The sequence below is a fragment of the Paenibacillus melissococcoides genome (assembly GCA_944800085.1).
GTDB classification, from domain to species: Bacteria; Bacillota; Bacilli; order Paenibacillales; family Paenibacillaceae; genus Paenibacillus_B; species Paenibacillus_B melissococcoides.
Map to the genome: position 1 here is coordinate 132,615 of CALYLO010000014.1, position 17,936 is coordinate 150,550.

Genomic DNA, 17,936 nt, shown 5'->3' on the forward strand with positions numbered 1-17,936 from the left:
GGGTTCCTGTGGATGCTGAATCAGGGGAAGCTGGACTGTCTCCGGCCCGCGAATCATTATGAGAAAAAGATTCCGCCGATTCGAAGGACGGTAACGCTGCCTCGGTCGGGATAGGAAGGTGCGTGCATGATGCCCGATAACAGGGTAAGCGGCAATTTTTTCGGAAAGGATGAGGGCGTGTGTCTACGTGCGGTACCGAAGTTCGATTGCTCGAACTGTATGAGGAGGATATTCCGGGTCTGATCGCTCTATCCGATTCTGTCGGCTGGAACTATGACGAGCCCGAGCTCGTGACGATCCTGTCGGCGGGGCGGGTGTTCGGCCACAAGACGGAGCAGGGAAGCCTCGTATCCAGCTCGGCTGTGCTCTCTTATGGGGACAAGCTGGCTTCCATTGGCATGTTCATTGTTCATCCGGCGTATCGGGGGCGAGGTCTGGGCAAAGCAGCGGTTCAGGCTTGTATGGGCAAGGTTAGCGAACAAGCCGCCGTCATGCTGATTGCAACGAAGGAAGGCGAGCCGCTCTATGAGAAGCTAGGGTTCGGTGCCATGACATGCGTGCATAAAATGGTGGCCGATCGTTATTGAGCGGAGCTCCCTGTCCATGAAGCGGAACAATACGAGATCGAGCCATTCGATGAGGTGTGCCTGGACCAAGTTCATAGGCTTGATCGAATGGCAGTAGGCGCAGAGCGCCATACTTTTCTCCACTCGCGAATCCGGCAAGCGAAGCAATGCGTTGTGCTGCGGGATAAAGCGAAGCAGATTACAGGATATGGCCTAGCCGTGGCCGGACCGGTCCATTTGGTTCTCGGTCCCATTATTGCGCCGAATCCCGAAGCTGCGGCCTGTCTCGTCCATCATCTGGCGGCCAAGCATGACGGCAAGCTCCGCATCGATGTGCCGGACGAGTAGCACGCTCTTTTGCCTTTCTTGCAAGAATGCGGATTCGAACGGGCAACCCGGCCTCCTGTCATGTTCCTTCATGGGCGGGATGTGCCGGAGCAAAACGGCACCTTTGTACGGGATCGCGGCCCAAATTTTCGGATGAACCGGGACGGCAGAGATATGCGCTTCGCCGCATTATCCGAGAAATAAGGACACGCTGTCCGCTGTATAGTGGGGCGTGTTCTTTTTTTGATCCAGGGGGTTGACGATCTGCTGAAAAAGGAGTACGATGCCATTATAGTTTCCTTGGAAACAATAATAAGATCGCTTTCTATCTGATCAGGTCTTTTATTTCGGGAATATTGTTTCATATGAAACAAAGTAATGGGTGGTGTAAGCAACATGGACAATACCGAAGTGGTAAAAATGCAAATTCACGAGCTCTACATGAAATTCCTGCACCAGCAGGAGCTGCAAGAACAGTTGGAAAGCGAGGCGCTCCTGGCCGAAATCCAGCATTCGTTGTCCGGAGGCGCTTCGCTCAATCTCACGGAGATCCATGTCATCTCCTGTATCGGTCAGAATGAGCCGATCAATGTGACGGCCATTGCGGAGAAGATGTCCATCAGCAAAGGAAATATCTCGAAAATTTGCAGCAAATTGCTGAAGGAAGACTGGATTCGCAAGACGCAGCTCAGCGACAACAAGAAAGAAATTTATTTTCGCCTGACGGCGGCGGGAAAGAAGGCTTTTCTGCTGCATGAGCAGCTCCATGGAAGAGCGCAGCAATTGTTCGTTCGTTTTCTCGACCGGTACGACGGGGAGCAATTGAGCTTCTTGAAGCGCGTGCTGATGGACGGGATCGCGTCCTTGGAAGCGGGAGAGCTTCGCATTCGCTCCTCTCAAGCGGCGGGGGAGGGGGAAGCATGATGGCAGGCAAGGAAGCCCGCTCCGCATTTTTGCTCTATTTGATATGTATCAGCACCTTCTTTGCCTCGCTGATGCAAAATATGTATTCGCCCATCCTTCCCCTGCTGCGGGATTCCTTCGGCGTTTCTCTTTCCATGGTCAATCTGTCCGTCTCCTTATTTATCTTTATCGTAGCGGTATTGCAGATCGTGATCGGCTCTGTCATTGACGTGAAGGGAACGCGAATTGTGTTGATTCCCGGCCTGGTGCTTACGATAGCGGCCAGTATCGGCTGCGCGGTTACGGATGATTTTGCCGTATTCCTCATATGCAGGGCGCTGCAAGCCTTCGGAACGGCTGCGATTCCGCTTATCGCGGCCACGACCATCGGCCGCTTGTTCCAGGGCAGTCAGCGCGGCAGCGCAATGGGGACGTATCAGATGCTGCTGTCGGTCGCGCCTGCGGCCGCGCCGGTGCTGGGCGGATGGATCGGGGAGCGGTACAGCTACCCCGGTATTTTCTGGTTCCTGGCAGGCGTGTCTATCCTCCTGTTGGCCGCGAACGGAGTCTATTTTCCGCGAGACAAGGGGGCAGATGGGAAGACGGTTCGCCTGCGCGACCTATTTGCTCAATACGCCGGTATTATGAAAAATAAATTAACGAAGGGGATTTTCGCGCTCGCTTTTCTCTATTTCTTCATTTACTTTGAAATCCTTGTCTACCTGCCCGCGCTCTTGACCGATCACTATCAGGTCAGCCTGCAAATCGTCGGTCTGCTTTATTTGCCGATGGCGCTGAGCAATATTGCGGGGACGATGATATTTAAATCGATCCAGGCGAAGCTGCCACACCGCGCGCTGGCGGCCGGGGGCAGTGTCCTGGCTGCCGCCAGCATGCTGCTGTTCGCGGCGACCGAGTCCGTCTCCTTGATCGGCTTGTCTGCCGCCTTGGTCCTGTACGGGATATCCGGCGGCGTGCTGACGCCCTTGTTCGCCACGATGATCAGCAATGAGTTCGAATCGCAGCGAGGCAGCGCATTGGGGCTGTTCAACTTCATTCGCTATGTCGGCATGGCGGCGGGACCGATCGCAGGCGGATGGCTGCTCGCCGGGCTCAGCGGCTCCGCCGTCTTCGCCCTGTTCGGGATCTTGGTCGCAGCGGTTGCCTGGTTGGTGCTGGGGCGGCTGCGATCGGCCGATTCATTGCGTGTTGAAAAATAGACGGAAAAAAGCCGACCTTCGCGGTCGGCTGCTTCCGGTTACTGCTTCAACGGCATGATGCTCTTCTCGACCTGCGCCATCGCGTCTTCCCCGATGAGTCCCAGTCTCCAGATGGCCGTGCCTTTCAGATTGTGCCGCTTGGCAAGCCCGATCACCGAAGAGACGGACTTGCTGTTCTCGCTGCCCATCGACAAGCCGAGGATCAGCTTATGCCGCGGCACTTCCTTCAGCGCGAGCTGAATCGCCTCGTCCACTTTATGCAGCGGTTCCGGGGCTTTTTCATCCTCATACGCATACGCCATAATAATGATATCGTCCGCTTCGGAGGCGAGCGCCTTATAATCGTAGCCTTGATATGCGCCGTTCAGCGGATGGAGCACGAGCGTCACCTTCAGATCGGCGGCTTCGGCTTGCTTGGCAAGCTGAGCAACGAAGCGGTTGTAGTCCTGCTTCGCCTTAGCGATGTCGCCGGACAGTCCCAATCCTTCAAAATCAAGCGCTATGCCGGAGAAGCCCTTTTCCTGGGCCAACTCGATAATATCTTCCCTTGCCTTGGCCGCGAGCGCTTCATCCTCCAGCATATTGGTAAGCTCGTTCTTGCGATCCGAGGCGAAGACCATTAGGTAAGGGCTCGTCCCGTCCTGCTTCGCTCCGTCCACGATCGATTCCGGCGTAATCTCTCCCGCCGGCTCCGGCCAATAGAAGTCTTTGCCGCTGGTCGTAATCGTGCTATCCTCCTGCAGCCGCGCCCAGCCGAATGCCGCCGCATCGAACTTCGTCAGGAGATGGCGCTCCTTGAAGGAAGCAATGGCATAGTAGGTCATGCTGTACATTTTCTTCGGCGGCGATTGAATGGACACCGTCTTCGCTGCGGCATTCCAGGACACCTTCGCCCCGAACTGCTTGCCGAAGAAGCTGAGCGGAATATACGTCGTCCCCGCTTTGGCTAACGGCGCCATGGACAGCGCGACAGCTTGCCCGTCCACCTTCGCTGTCTTCTGGTTCAACTGCAGCAGCACGGACTTCTCCCCATCCGCCGTCGTCTGCTTCGCAGCGACGGTCTTGGTCTTCGGATCCCATTTCACCTCGATGCCCAGCGCTTCCGCAATGCCGCGGAACGGAACCATGGTCGTTCCTTGTATAATCATCGGCTTCGCCGAGAATTCGAGCGGATCACCGTCCAGCACAATCTTCGTGCCTTCGGCCTGCTTCGGCTCTCCGGCGGCCTGCGCGGCTTGCTGCGGGAACAGCATCGCTGCTATACATAGCGCCGCCAACATAGAATAGATATAACGCCTCTTTTTCATCGAACTACCCTCTTTCTGTCGCGCATCGATGCGAACGCGAATCTGCAACTCTTTTTTCTGGTTTCTATTTTACGCAAAAACAGGGAGATTTGCCATAGAAATGATAGACAAGAGGAAAGGAGCACGGCATGAAATTTCATAGAATGGGTCTAGGTTGCTTTCATGGCCTGTGAGCATGGCTATTCTTGCAAAAAAACGCGAATGGAAGGGGAAACCTTCACACTCTCAAAGCAAAAGTGGTATCATATAGAAATTATGGCTACGTTGCGAGGTTGAAATTAGATGAAGAAATGGATTTATTTGTCGTTATTTGGAGTGGCCGTTGTCGCTGTGGCTGCGACTGCGGGTTGTTCACTTGACGGCCGGAGCCACTATTCACTCACCGGGAAGAAGGTCAGCGAGGAATACAAGGTGGTGATTAATGGGAAGCCGATGGAAGGAGCCCTGATTGAGGGAAATCTCTATGTTCCGTTACGCCCAATGTTGAAAGAGCTGGACGTTGGTTTTACCGTTGATGGATCAAATAAAGTCATTACGGTGGGGGAGGAAAGTCCGGCTCCGCCAAACGAATTTATGGAGAAGAATGCATCGGAATTAAGAGCATTGCAACGAACTCTGGAAAACGAAACGCTGCCTAATCTGAAAAAGAGAAGAAAACAGATTAGTGCCAAGATGACAGAACGATTGCAGGCAGGCGACAAAGAGGGGTACGAAGCTGCGAAAAAACTGCTGGTGGAATGTAAAGCCGCGATGGCCCGACGCACCGAAGAACTCCGCCTGGTTAAAGAAGCATTGATCGAGAAGAGCCGCAAATAGCTTGGAGACGGGCCAGGCCGGGAAACCCTCGCTGGGCTCGTTGTTTTGTATATGCATTCCCCCGCTGGTGAGGACTTTTTTAGAGGAGGGGGACCGTGAGGAAAATTATTGTGGTTGTCGTCGCTGCTCTTTTGCTTGCGGGATGTCGTTCCCTGGCAGGCTCATCACGCCCTGATCCATGTATCTTTCGCGTACATGACGGAGGAGTCATTTGTTATGGGATGGAGGCGGCTGAAGTCGAGTGGGTAGCGGGAAAAGGGGAATTAGCGTCAAATGGAGAGTTCTTGATGTACGATCATGGTTGGGCGGTATATTATCGTAACAAGGTTGCCTCGCTTATTTACATTGCCGAAGGAGATTATTATGCGCATCCCTCCGGAGCAAAAATCGGTGATCTCCCGGATAAATTAAGGAAAAAATACGGAACGGCAACGATAGACGATAAAGAAATAATAGGCGGGAGTCTTGTATATGTTTACGATCGGATCCATAATAAGCCGCTTGAATTAGATGATCATAAAAACCTGCCTATAGAGGAACCCCCCGCCATCTTTCCCGCTGTGGGCGCCTACCTTGACGATAACGGATACATAGACATTCTGGCCGTTGGAGATTTGAGAGCTTATCTAACGGGGAAATGAGTGAAAGCCCTGGTATTATGCTGGGGTTTTTAGGCGCTTGTCGATATTTGCGAAGTATTATAGAATGTGTCGAAATATTCCGGTATAATGAAGTTTTCAATTTAATGTCGCATGCTGCTAGAAGTGACAGCATGAGAAGGATACCTCCTGTTGCCCATAATCCGTTTGAGTATAGTCTCCATTTTTTTGTCGTCGATCCCTAATAGCGTCAAAACCCCGGGGGATCGACGACAACTTGAAATAAGAAGAAATGAGAAGAGAAATGTAGATTATTGGAGATAACATTATGACTTGCGTTTTACTGACAGAATGGCAAGAAAGCCAACTTTAATTTTTCTTTTACTTCCGATTCTATATAAGTTGAACTATTGAACCATTCAACTAGAACCTAATACACAGGCGATCAATAATGGACCATGGAGATTTCATGATCTCGTTCATAAACTGCAGGACATTCTTGCGAATATCGGCAACCGTGTGATAGAACACATTGTTAATGACATCGGACTTCAGCCATTTCCATAGCCCTTCAACAATATTGAGTTGAGGGCTGTAAGGGGGCAGGAAAACAAGTTCAAGCCGCCTTTTCATTTCGTCCAAAAACGGCCGGAGCAGCTTGGCATGATGAATGCGAGCATTATCTAACACGATGACGATTTTGCCTGCAGGATAGTGAGCAACAACCTTTTGGAGAAAACTCAAAAAGGTCTCGGCTGTGTATTGCTCGTCTTCCTGCCAAACCACCTTGCCGGTGGAATAGTCAAGCGTGGCCAGCAGCTTGACTCCACGGTGTTTGCCTGCCGTTCGAATCATTCGCTGTTTGCCCCTAAGAAACCATGTTTTTTGAATGGCTTGGTAGTCACGGATCATGGACTCATCTTCAAATAGCAAATGGTCGATCTCATCATTCATCAGTCTTTTTTTAACGCAGGAAAAATGGTTTCCGAGAACTGGCGTTGCTTCTCCTCGTCTGCTGCAGCTAAAGTGTATGTCGGTTTGGTGTAGCTTAACCCTTGGCGGTGCATCATCTTCGAGACCCCGCGAAGCGAATACGTTTGCCCAAATTCACGCTTAATAAAGGCTGCAATCAGTTCCAGCGTCCAGTTATGGCGAGCGGTAAAGCCCACCTCATGAGGAACACAATGAGCTATGGTCTGCTTCAGCTTTTCCTGCTGCTCTTTTGTTAAGCGAACAGGCGCGCCCGGCGAATGATTCATTTGCAGTCCGGAAAGTCCGCCCTGATCATAAGCCTTGATATATGCCTTTACCGTTTGAACGCTTCGGTCCAACGTATGGGCAATCTCTTTTACCGGAGCCCCTTGGAGATGTAAATATAATGCCTGGTAGCGCTCGTACATTCGGCGATCCTTTGCTTTTCTCATGGCTTGCTTCACTTCGTCAAGCTTCGTTGGGTTTTCCATGTTCTACTCCCTACCTGTCTTTTTGTGGTCCTTTATTCATTCGACATGCAGGTATGAAATTCCTTACCATAATTCTCTAAAACTTTAATTCAATTTATATAGCCCATAAACCTCAAAATAAGATGTATCAAATGCACGAATCTCCACTACAGCTTGTTCGTGTTGAAGTCCTTCCTTTTCTTCAGTCGTTGGCAGGTGCTCTAAATTCCATTCGGCAACCTCCCCTTTTATTGCTATAAATACACCGGAAAGAAATTGGTCAACCATTTTTGATATATTAACTAAGCGTTCAGTACTATCAATCCTGCAAAACGGTGACGTAAAAAATTGTTCTGAATGATGAGTGTTAAAATCTACATCAAAAACATACCAATTGCATGCTTCAGTTTGTTCATATATAGCGGATAGAATTTCCGCAAGTTGTTCTCCGAGACATGAAAATTGTTGAGTTTCTTTCGTTTTTACAATCCTTAAGACAAAGTCTGGTTTTTTCATTTTTCACCTCACCACTGTAGCGGGGTAGGGCCACCTCGTTCTACCCGTTGAATTGGGTATATAATAATGGTCATGTGGATTTGTATGGTTTTTTCTACCGTGATTTGTCCAATCTGTATCCTTGATATAATCCCCGTTTTTTCCGAATTCTCTTGTTTGACGATAACTTCCGTTTCTTCCTTGTTTTTCGCCGATTTGAGTATGGGGATAATGAGTATCGGGTTTCGGAATTCCATTTTCATATCTTAGTAACTCTCTATTAACCCTATACTGACCTCCTCCGGTAGGAGCGCTCATCGGTACATTTCTTATTCCGCCGGCTCCGCAATTATGCGTCCATATCACCAGCTCTGTTACAAAATAATTATGTACTCCTTCAACTCGGAAGTTATACACGGTCATGCTGTTGTTGTGAATCTCGATCCGGTCAATCGGATACAGCTTGCCTTCTGGATTTTGAAGCAGGTCACCTGCCTTTAGGTGTCTTGCTTCTTGCCAGCCTCGGCCAGGAACCCAGAACGGGTGCTCTTCCGTAGTGGTTATCGTTATCGTTATTCCTTTGACCGTAATTTGGTACGTCTCGGATGCCTGTCTTTGGAACAATTCAACAACCGTATTATATCCTGTCTTTCCTGTAAGTTCATCCTTCGTTAGAACAAAATCACCGATGCGGATTTCTTCAATCGGCTTGAAGCCTGTATTCGTTTGTACAGGCGTGCCGGCAGAGAAGCAATGCAAATTGCAATTAGCGATGGATTGAGCAGAAGCAAGAGGAATGCATGTAACTGAAAGGATAAAAAATAACATCAAGGAAATATATTTTTTCATGTTCGTCTCCTTTTCGTTAGAAAATCAAATAGGATATTCCCCCCTTATCTCGTCGTACAGCTAAAGTGTCTAATATATGGTGCTGGATGACGTATATTCCTTGTAAAAAAAATGACGTTTTTGAATATATCAAAAAATGACGGATCGTGTCCTTGTTTTTGAAAATACTTTAAAGATTTATAATGAACTCTGAAATGATGGGTTGGTATATTGGGCTAATCACTTGTGGTGGCGAAGGAGGAGTGCAACTTGAAGCAGATGGGGAAATAGCAAATACGAAAAGTTGAAAAAACAAAACGACGACTGTAATTAGGAATATATCCCTGATTACAGTCGTCAGAACTGAACTAAACGTTTTTTCGACGAATCGTTGTTATGGTAACAATAATTATCATCACAACACTTAAAGTCGTAACATCAAATATCGAGAAATTATCTGAGTTGCTTATAAACAGGCAAAGCGCACCAACTAAAGTGATAACTAACAACAATTTCGCACTAATAACATTGGGTTTTTTTGAACGTTTAAAGATCAATACAACAAATCCTACAGCAATTAGTGCGTAAAAAAGGAGAAGAGCAGTAACACTTAATATTGGCGATACGTTATTAAGCAAAGAATCACACCCCCAGAAGTGTTACGTTAATTATAACATAATCAATATGGTTTTTTACTGTTTTCTGTGACTTCGTAATACGGAAGTGGTAACCAATGTATATTAAGTGTGACACCATTTGGATTATTGTGAGCTTCAAGACTGTTCGCGACTAGACTGTAGCCAAGCGCCATTATTGCGCCTGCTGCCGAAGCGGACCATGCAGCGGGTCCACCAATTATACCACCAATAACCCCCGCTATAGCGGCTTCTGTCGCAAATCCTTCTTTGAATTGCTTCATTTGGTATGCAAACAATTCAGTGTCACGTTGATTCATCGTTATTGCTACGCCCCACCAGTAAGTATTGGCGAATGCAGATCGAAGTTGAACTGAGTTATTATCAGTAGCATTCGGATTTGCAATCACTAGATTATTCTGAATTATTGTTTTATTTGATTTAAGAGACTCGTTAAGAATGTTTATACCATTTTCAATTAGTATGTATGAATAATTGCTAACTTTTTCTCGTGCTTTAGGATCGATGTGTAATAATCCGTCTGGGCCTTTTGTGATATAATCGTTAAGAATATTAGTCTCATCAATAAATTTTTGGTCTAATTCAATACCACCAGTTGCCGTTGTTTTAATCATTCTTGATTGAGCTTCTTCTAATTGAGATTGAGAGATTGGAGATAATGATTCAGCAAAAATTAACGTTGGAGCAAACGCGGAAGTAAGCAGACTCGTAGCAACTATACTCGCCAATATTTTCTTCTTCATAATAATAATATAGCCCCCTTAATGGTATTAAATTACATCTGCAAAATTTATAATAACAGAGACATTTTACCACCTCAATAGGACGTGAGTTTCAGGTTTCCAGATTTTAAAGGTATGATTTTCGACAAAATTCTCAAACAAATATTTAATATTTATGGTACTATTATCCGCCGGGAAACAAAATGAAGAGCCGTTGAGGAAGGAGATATGCTCCCCTTAAAGTAGACAGGTGAAATAACCAAAACCTTCTGCTATAAGGGGAGCTTTTAGTATGCGAAAAAATTGAATGCTAAAGAAAAACTCGCAACGACACTAATTGAATGGCGGGAGCGTTAAGAACAATATGGATATGATGGGTTGGAACATCATCCCCATAACAGAGGTTATTCTGCGGAGGTCAAACTCCAGGCGGTAAAAGATTATCTATTCGGGGGGTTATCACAAAGTCAAATTATCCATAAGTATAAGATTGCCTCTCGAACTCAACCTCCGCAATTGGATTAAGAAGTATATTAGTCATAGGAGCTTAAAAATCTATGTAGGGGGAGCGAAAGTATGGCTAAGGGGCGGTCTACCACTTGGCAAGAACGAGTGGATATTGTCCTTTATTGTCTTGCCCATGACCATGAGTACCAGAAGGCAGTAAACCAATATCAGGTCGTACCAGCAAGTATAGCAGTTGGTAAAGAAGTACGAAGCTGGTGGAGAGGAAGCATTATTATACGGACGAGTACGAAGGGGACATCCAGACCTACATCCACTTTTACAATTACGAACGATTACAAGCAAAACTAAACGGCCTCAGTCCGATGGAATTCAGAACCAGGCCGTTTAAAAATTTTTATTTTTTGTACTGTCTACTTGACGGGGTTCAGTTCAAAGAACCCTTCCGGCTCTTTTTGTTTGGTAATTACGGGCAATAGTTTACATTGGTACAGATTTATAAATACAATTAATTAGGGCTTGCTGAACAATCATTTTTCAAAGGTTTTACAAGGATTTCTGGACTCTAACTCGAAATAAAATGCAAGGAGAATGCGAATTTCTTGCAAAAAATCGTGCACGTGGAGTGAGCCGACATGTATCGTAGAACCGAAAGCCAGCTTCAGTTGTTCGAAGATTTCTACTTGCCGTTTGGCGGTAAATTAAATAAGGAGAACCGTTGGGTGCAACTGGCCGCTATCATCCCGTGGTGGCGGGCAGAAGAATTCTACGCGAAGTCGTTCAAGAAATCAATGCGCGGTCAGATCCCTTTGTCTGTTCGTATGGCTTTGGGAGCGCTGTACATTCAGGAACGTATGCAGCTCGATGATCGAGAGACGGTCCAGCAGATCACCGAAAATCCGTACTACCAGTACTTCCTTGGGCTGCCGGCGTTCCAAGATAAGCCTCCGTTTCATCACTCGCTGTTGACCCATTTCCGCAAGCGATTGGGTGCGGATGTCATTGAACGAATCAACGATTGGATTTTGGAAGAGGACGCAGAGCGAAAGAAGCAGGAACAAAACAAGAACGATCCTCAAGATCCTCCAGGCAGCGGCCATGGCTCTGATGGAACATCCGTTAATGAAGACGGCAAAAGCAAAGAGAAACCATGCAACAAAGGCACCTTGATGCTCGACGCGACCTGCGCACCGGCCGACATCTCGTATCCGACCGATTTGAAATTATTGAACGAGGCGCGGGAAAAACTCGAAGCGATCATCGATGTTCTGCACGAGCCTTTCGTCGGGAAGGCCAAGAAACCGAGAACGTATCGTCAAACCGCCCGCAAACGCTACCTCGAGATCGCCAAGAAACGGCGAACGGGTGCCAAAGCCATCCGGAAAGCGGTTGGCAAACAGCTTCGTTATGTTTCGCGTAATCTTCGCATCATCGAAATGCTGGCAGCGAAAAGCAGCTTGAATCAACTGGGTTCGCAGCAGTATCGGCAATTGCTCGTCATTTCCGAGCTGTATCGTCAACAGCAAGAGATGTACGACAAACGGACACACTCGGTGGAAGATCGAATCGTCAGTCTTTCCCAACCGCATGTACGGCCGATTGTCCGCGGGAAAGTGAATGCTCCCGTCGAGTTTGGAGCAAAGCTGGCGATCAGTCTGGTGGATGGTTACGCTCGGATGGAGAAGCTGTCCTGGGATAACTTCAACGAAAGCATGACACTGAAAGCTTCCGTGGAGTCGTTCGTCCAGCGATATGGGTGTTATCCGGAAGCCATTCTAGCCGACCAAATCTACCGAAACCGGGAGAACCTTCGCTATTGTAAGGAGCACGGCATCCGTCTGAGTGGTCCAAACTTAGGACGTCCGAAGAAAGAAGCGGAACCAGAACGGAACCAGGCCAGACAGGATGCTTCAACGCGTAACGCGATCGAAGGAAAATTCGGAGAAGGCAAACGCTCCTACGGACTGGGGCGTATTCGAGCACGCCTTCGAGAGACAAGCGAAACGGTCATTGCTCTACAACTGCTTGTTATGAATCTCGAACGCAAGCTGCGCGTTCTCTTTTTGCCGATTTTCAGACTGTTGCTGAATCTGTGCCGTCAGCCTCTGTGGCCTAAAAGGCAATATGTTCAGCAAGCCCTAATTAGGGTTTGCTGAACAATCATTTTTCTAAGGTTTTACAAGGATTTCTGGACTCTAACTCGAAATAAAATGCAAGGAAAATGCGAATTTCTTGAAAAAAATCGTGCACGTGGAGTGAGCCGACATGTATCGTAGAACCGAAAGCCAGCTTCAGTTGTTCGAAGATTTCTACTTGCCGTTTGGCGGTAAATTGAATAAGGAGAACCGTTGGGTTCAACTGGCCGCTATCATCCCGTGGTGGCGGGCAGAAGAATTCTACGCGAAGTCGTTCAAGAAATCAATGCGCGGTCAGATCCCTTTGTCTGTTCGTATGGCTTTGGGAGCGCTGTACATTCAGGAACGTATGCAGCTCGATGATCGAGAGACGGTCCAGCAGATCACCGAAAATCCGTACTACCAGTACTTTCTTGGGTTGCCGGCGTTCCAAGACAAGCCTCCGTTCCATCACTCGCTGTTGACCCATTTCCGCAAGCGATTGGGTGCGGATGTCATTGGACAAATCAACGATTGGATTTTGGAAGAGGACGCAGAGCGAAAGAAGCAGGAACAAAACAAGAGCGATCCTCAAGATCCTCCAGGCAGCGGCCATGGTTCTGATGGAACATCCGTTAATGAAGACGGCAAAAGCAAAGAGAAACCATGCAACAAAGGCACCTTGATGCTCGACGCGACCTGCGCACCGGCCGACATCTCCTATCCGACCGATTTGAAATTATTGAACGAGGCGCGGGAAAAACTCGAAGCGATCATCGATGTTCTGCACGAGCCTTTCGTCGGGAAGGCCAAGAAACCGAGAACGTATCGTCAAACTGCCCGCAAACGCTACCTCGAGATCGCCAAGAAACGGCGAACGGGTGCCAAATCCATCCGGAAAGCGGTTGGCAAACAGCTTCGTTATGTTTCGCGTAATCTTCGCATCATCGAAATGCTGGGAGCGAAAAGCAGCTTGAATCAACTGGGTTCGCAGCAGTATCGGCAATTGCTCGTCATTTCCGAGCTGTATCGTCAACAACAAGAGATGTACGACAAACGGACACACTCGGTGGAAGATCGAATCGTCAGTCTTTCCCAACCGCATGTACGGCCGATTGTACGCGGGAAAGTGAATGCTCCCGTCGAGTTTGGGGCAAAGCTGGCGATCAGTCTGGTGGACGGTTACGCTCGAATGGAGAAGCTGTCCTGGGATAACTTCAACGAAAGCATGACACTGAAAGCTTCCGTGGAGTCGTTCGTCCAGCGATATGGGTGTTATCCGGAAGCCATTCTAGCCGACCAAATCTACCGAAATCGGGAGAACCTTCGCTATTGTAAGGAGCACGGCATCCGTTTGAGTGGTCCAAACTTAGGGCGTCCGAAGAAAGAAGCGGAACCCGATCGGAACCAGGCCAGACAGGATGCTTCAATGCGTAACGCAATCGAAGGAAAATTCGGAGAAGGCAAACGCTCCTACGGACTGGGGCGTATTCGAGCACGCCTTCGAGAGACAAGCGAAACGGTCATTGCCCTGCAACTGCTTGTTATGAATCTCGAACGCAAGCTGCGCGTTCTCTTTTTGCCGATTTTCAGACTGCTGCTGAATCTGTGCCGTCAGCCTCTGTGGGCCTAAAAGGCAATATGTGTGCGACTTGTTTTGCTATAACTGAATAACTTCAGGAAAAGCAAGGACTTTATAAAGAAAAGTCTAACTTTCTATCCGAGAACAGGAATGAGGAATCCATGTTTTCCAAAACTGTTCCGTTGAGACTCCTACATGCGTCTTGTTCGGCAGGGCATGAGGTATGAAGCTAGGTGAAGTCGGCAGAAGGAAGCTGGAGCCACCAATCAAGGAAGGTATGCTTACTGATATGCCGGACGGCTGAAAAATTGCCTATGGTGAGAATGTTCAAAGGGGAACTGACGAAACTCCGAATGTAAGAATCTAAATGCCTACCTCATGGAAACATGTTGACCAATGAATGTTGGGGCAAGTGGCGTAAAGTACAATTACATGTTAGGAAATACGCTATACCGAACAATGGCGGTATCAAGCTTGCAGGTTCAAAGGAGTCACCTAAGGGCAGTATGCATAGCTAGGATAGAAGGAACAAGGAAAGCAAGGGACGTTGCAACAATGGACTGCCGTCCAAGACGGTTGCTATAAGGTTACACCGAAATGCATTTACCCTTGTGAGAGTAGGGGCACGACCAATGAAACTTCCGTAATAGAAGTGGAGGAACAGCCCTGAGTCTTGTTACTTGACAACAACTTTCCAAAAGTGAACTGTATCGGTCGGGTATGAATGTGGGGACAATCTCTGCAAGGGGGTTGCCACAATACAGGCTCTGCGTTATTGGGATTACTATAATCTAACAGATACCTTTACAGACTTACACGAGCAGGCCAAGCAAGGAAAAACATTCAAACGTCTCTATGAACTAATCACATCAAGAGAAAATATCCTTCTTGCTTACCGTACAATCAAGTCAAATAAGGGATCTAAAACAGCAGGAACAGATGGCAAAACAATCGAGAATCTTAAAACAATGACAGACAGCGATCTTGTGAACCTTGTTAAAACAAAACTTAAGAATTACCAACCTAAAAAGGTTAGACGGGTCTTTATTCCAAAACCTAATGGGAGAAAGAGACCACTGGGAATTCCATGCATTCTAGATCGGCTAATACAGCAGTGCTTTAAGCAAGTACTTGAACCAATCGCCGAGGCGCACTTTTATAAACATAGTTATGGGTTCAGACCATTGCGCTCCACCCATAATGCATTGGCTAGAGTTCAATTTTTGATTAATAACGGGGGACTTCACTTTATCGTAGACATCGATATCAAAGGATTCTTCGATAACATTAATCATTCAACCTTGCTAAAGCAGATATGGAATCTTGGAATACACGATCGTAAGGTTTTACGGATTATCAGTCGAATGCTAAAAGCTGTAATAGAAGGTGAAGGTACTCCTGTAAAAGGAACCCCACAAGGAGGAATTTTATCCCCTTTACTTTCTAACATTGCACTGCACGATCTTGATACTTGGGTAGCTGGACAATGGGAGAATTTCCAAACAAAACATGCATATACGAAGAGGAATAAATATAATGCTCTTAAGAAGTCAAAGCTTAAAGAAGGATTCATCGTCAGATACGCCGATGACTTCAAAATCCTCTGTCGTGATTGGAAAACGGCCCAAAAATGGTTCCATGCCGTAAAACTTTATTTGAAAGATCGCCTTAAGTTGGACATTTCCCCTGAGAAATCAAAAATTCTGAATTTGAGGAAACAGAAATCTGAATTTCTCGGCTTTACAATTAAAGCTACAATGAAGGGGAAAAAGGCAGTTGCACATACCGGTGTGATTGAGAAGAAAAAACAACAGATTAAGATACAATATAAGAAACTTATTCAACATATTCAACAATCACCCTCAGCCGGTAATGTGCACAAATTCAATAGTTTTGTTCTCGGGATTCACAATTACTTTAGGAAAGCAACGCATGTGTTCATTGAGTTCTCACGACTTGCCTATGACCTGAAAAAGTTCACTTATAATCGTTTGAAACGGGCTGGTAAATACGAACATCCTGATAATCCACCTCCGACATATAGGAAGTTTTACTCAACCAGTTATCGCACGTTCAAGGTGGATGGAGTCTACTTATACCCGATAGTAGATGTAACTACCTCTAACAATCTGAACTTCAGTCAAGAGATAACTCCATTTACTGTCGAGGGGCGGAAGAGGATTACTAGAAAACTGGTTGGATTTGTACAATCAGAAATCATTATATTAATGAAATCAGACAATCCTCAACGCAGTGCAGAATACTTGGATAATCGGATTAGTAGGTACAGTATGGTCATGGGAAAATGCGAGATCACAGGTATATTCCTTTATGCAGACGATGTGCACTGTCATCATTATCTTCCAACTTACCTTGGTGGAGATGACAGCTACAATAACCTGAGGATCCTTCATCAAGATGTCCATACACTTATTCATGCCACAAACCAGGAAACGATTATGAAACTCATAAACATGCTTGGCCTAACAGGCAGCATGATTAAAAAGGTAAACCAATACCGCAAAATGAGTAACTTGGGCACTGTTGTTTAATTCAAGTAGCAAGATGGAACGCCGTGTGCGGTGAAAGTCGCATGCACGGTGTGGAGGTGGGGAAAAGGTGGCGAGCTATTCAAAGCCTTACCTATACCTATTCAGCAAGCCCTAATTAGTACGATCACCACTAGTAGAGACTTAACTTGTGATTGTAAGACCATAATTATTAAATCCCCAGATGTCTCTCGAATATGCAGTAAACTTCCCGGGTTTGAGTACAATTACATAACCATTAGCCCTGAACCGATAGTGGCAAAGAGTAAAGATGAAAAGCTAAAAAATATGGTAAGCGCGAGGGAAGCCATATCTTGTGATGGGATCAGCTTTACAGGGAAATTGTTTTTCCGAAACTTGTCCGAAGCGGAACTGGGATTGCTGCTGCTCAGCCTAGATTGGAGAGAAGTACTTGCCTCAAGCAAATACGGCCAATTAACGGCAAAGTATCGCGACACGGCCGATAAGGCATACGAACTCATTGGCGGAGCGAAGCCATATGGCTTTGGCAAGGTGCAGATCGGAATCAAACATGTTCTACTAGATAGCAATGGGACTGACTTTGAATGAACCGGAAGAGTCAGGTGGTACCTCTTATTTTGAAAGGATCCACTTTGAAAGATACGTGCAGAGCAAATCAGAAAATAATTTGGTTAGCGGAAAAGGTGACGGAACGGAGCAAAACCCGAAACACGTCACTTGGGAAAGTGTTATTGAAGAGATAGCCAAGGAAAGTAACACCGGAAAAGGCGGGGGATATCCGAAAACATGGCGGCTAAAATCGCCAAACCGCTGACCTGCCGTAACTTGTCGTCGACCCCCAATAGCGCAAAAACCCCGGGGGATCGACGACAAAATGAAAGATAAAGAAATCAGCAGAGAAACATGGGTTTCTGGAGCTAACATAGCAAATTATGATATTTATTAGTTAGTTTGTCGGAGGACTATCTGTTTGATAGAATTGGCGTAGGAACGGCACTTTTTGGGGTTTTGAACGTACCTACGAGGATTTGAAATCTCGCTCCAATGGCTTCTTCCCAGCGAATTCGAGCCCCGTTTGTACTTTTTCTGCAACTAACCAGACCGAACTCCCCAAATCTCTTTTCATTTTTGCATTGAAATACCTAACCAGCCTCAAAAGCACATGCTCTTACCTTCAGCGTCTCCCTCCAGGAGGCGCTTTTCTCTATTTCCCCTCCCATCCCCTCTCCATTAACCTCCTTTTCCCGGTTCGCATCCACATCCCCCACAAATAAGTCCACCACTCCACCTAGCAACGCCCATCACTAAAAAACAAAAATATTGAATATTTTGGAATTCGGTGATGTAAGTATGTACCATGTCA

Annotated in this window: 17 protein-coding genes; 12 read left to right on the plus strand and 5 right to left on the minus strand. The window is 46.8% G+C overall.

Features of this window, described 5'->3' with window-relative positions; translation table 11 throughout:
- Positions 1–179: 179 nt before the first annotated feature.
- The 4 genes from OCY70_RS31800 (at position 180) to OCY70_RS31815 (ending at position 3,016) form a co-directional block, all read left to right on the plus strand.
- Positions 180–587: a GNAT family N-acetyltransferase gene (locus OCY70_RS31800; protein ID WP_249725522.1), complete on the plus strand. Its 408-nt coding sequence runs from the start codon at positions 180–182 to the stop codon at positions 585–587.
- An 87-nt stretch (positions 588–674) separates the two neighbouring features.
- On the plus strand, positions 675–914 hold the full coding sequence (locus OCY70_RS31805; protein WP_249725523.1) for a hypothetical protein: 240 nt from the start codon (positions 675–677) through the stop codon (positions 912–914).
- Positions 915–1,289: 375 nt separating this feature from the next.
- Complete coding sequence (locus OCY70_RS31810; protein ID WP_213430419.1) at positions 1,290–1,817, plus strand: MarR family transcriptional regulator; 528 nt, start codon at positions 1,290–1,292, stop codon at positions 1,815–1,817.
- Positions 1,817–3,016, plus strand: coding sequence for an MFS transporter (locus tag OCY70_RS31815; RefSeq protein WP_213430424.1), 1,200 nt, complete (start codon positions 1,817–1,819; stop codon positions 3,014–3,016). The genes OCY70_RS31810 and OCY70_RS31815 overlap by 1 nt, the downstream gene beginning before the upstream one ends.
- Before the next feature lie 38 nt (positions 3,017–3,054).
- On the opposite strand, the gene OCY70_RS31820 is transcribed toward OCY70_RS31815, so the two are convergent.
- Positions 3,055–4,323 carry a stalk domain-containing protein gene (locus OCY70_RS31820; RefSeq protein ID WP_213430420.1) on the minus strand — a complete coding sequence of 423 codons (1,269 nt, stop codon included), beginning with the start codon at positions 4,321–4,323 and terminating at the stop codon, positions 3,055–3,057.
- 282 nt (positions 4,324–4,605) lie between these two features.
- Between OCY70_RS31820 and OCY70_RS31825 the strand changes: the two genes are divergently transcribed.
- Both OCY70_RS31825 and OCY70_RS31830 read left to right on the plus strand, forming a co-directional pair.
- Entirely contained in the window at positions 4,606–5,139 is a 534-nt protein-coding gene (locus OCY70_RS31825; protein ID WP_213430421.1) for a hypothetical protein, read from the plus strand.
- Positions 5,140–5,360: 221 nt separating this feature from the next.
- Positions 5,361–5,780 (plus strand): hypothetical protein, encoded by a 420-nt coding sequence (locus OCY70_RS31830; protein WP_261948886.1) that lies wholly within the window; start codon positions 5,361–5,363, stop codon positions 5,778–5,780.
- 381 nt (positions 5,781–6,161) lie between these two features.
- On the opposite strand, the gene OCY70_RS31835 is transcribed toward OCY70_RS31830, so the two are convergent.
- The 4 genes from OCY70_RS31835 to OCY70_RS31850 all read right to left on the minus strand — a co-directional run bounded on the left by OCY70_RS31835 (position 6,162) and on the right by OCY70_RS31850 (position 9,902).
- Positions 6,162–7,201, minus strand: a protein-coding gene (locus tag OCY70_RS31835; RefSeq protein ID WP_213431522.1) for an IS630 family transposase whose coding sequence is annotated in 2 segments (ribosomal slippage) — positions 6,162–6,695 and positions 6,698–7,201 — 1,038 coding nt in all. Because the reading frame shifts where the segments join, the coding sequence is not laid out codon by codon here.
- An 84-nt stretch (positions 7,202–7,285) separates the two neighbouring features.
- Positions 7,286–7,696, minus strand: coding sequence for a hypothetical protein (locus tag OCY70_RS31840; protein ID WP_213431342.1), 411 nt, complete (start codon positions 7,694–7,696; stop codon positions 7,286–7,288).
- A gap of 3 nt (positions 7,697–7,699) precedes the next feature.
- Positions 7,700–8,524: a polymorphic toxin-type HINT domain-containing protein gene (locus OCY70_RS31845; protein WP_249725675.1), complete on the minus strand. Its 825-nt coding sequence runs from the start codon at positions 8,522–8,524 to the stop codon at positions 7,700–7,702.
- A 658-nt stretch (positions 8,525–9,182) separates the two neighbouring features.
- A complete protein-coding gene (locus tag OCY70_RS31850; RefSeq protein ID WP_213431341.1) occupies positions 9,183–9,902 on the minus strand; it encodes a hypothetical protein in 720 nt (239 codons plus the stop codon).
- Positions 9,903–10,603: 701 nt separating this feature from the next.
- Here OCY70_RS31850 and OCY70_RS36430 point away from each other — a divergent pair.
- From OCY70_RS36430 to OCY70_RS31875, 6 genes are all read left to right on the plus strand, one after another.
- Positions 10,604–10,825 (plus strand): IS3 family transposase, encoded by a 222-nt coding sequence (locus OCY70_RS36430; RefSeq protein ID WP_213431340.1) that lies wholly within the window; start codon positions 10,604–10,606, stop codon positions 10,823–10,825.
- A 156-nt stretch (positions 10,826–10,981) separates the two neighbouring features.
- Entirely contained in the window at positions 10,982–12,502 is a 1,521-nt protein-coding gene (locus OCY70_RS31855; RefSeq protein WP_261948887.1) for an IS5 family transposase, read from the plus strand.
- Positions 12,503–12,611: 109 nt separating this feature from the next.
- Positions 12,612–14,093 carry an IS5 family transposase gene (locus OCY70_RS31860; RefSeq protein WP_261945236.1) on the plus strand — a complete coding sequence of 494 codons (1,482 nt, stop codon included), beginning with the start codon at positions 12,612–12,614 and terminating at the stop codon, positions 14,091–14,093.
- A gap of 707 nt (positions 14,094–14,800) precedes the next feature.
- On the plus strand, positions 14,801–16,594 hold the full coding sequence (gene ltrA / locus OCY70_RS31865; RefSeq protein WP_213431462.1) for a group II intron reverse transcriptase/maturase: 1,794 nt from the start codon (positions 14,801–14,803) through the stop codon (positions 16,592–16,594).
- 252 nt (positions 16,595–16,846) lie between these two features.
- Positions 16,847–17,161 carry a hypothetical protein gene (locus tag OCY70_RS31870; protein ID WP_213430332.1) on the plus strand — a complete coding sequence of 105 codons (315 nt, stop codon included), beginning with the start codon at positions 16,847–16,849 and terminating at the stop codon, positions 17,159–17,161.
- Positions 17,154–17,387 (plus strand): hypothetical protein, encoded by a 234-nt coding sequence (locus tag OCY70_RS31875; protein ID WP_213430333.1) that lies wholly within the window; start codon positions 17,154–17,156, stop codon positions 17,385–17,387. Before OCY70_RS31870 ends, OCY70_RS31875 begins: the two co-directional genes overlap by 8 nt.
- Positions 17,388–17,936: the final 549 nt, after the last annotated feature.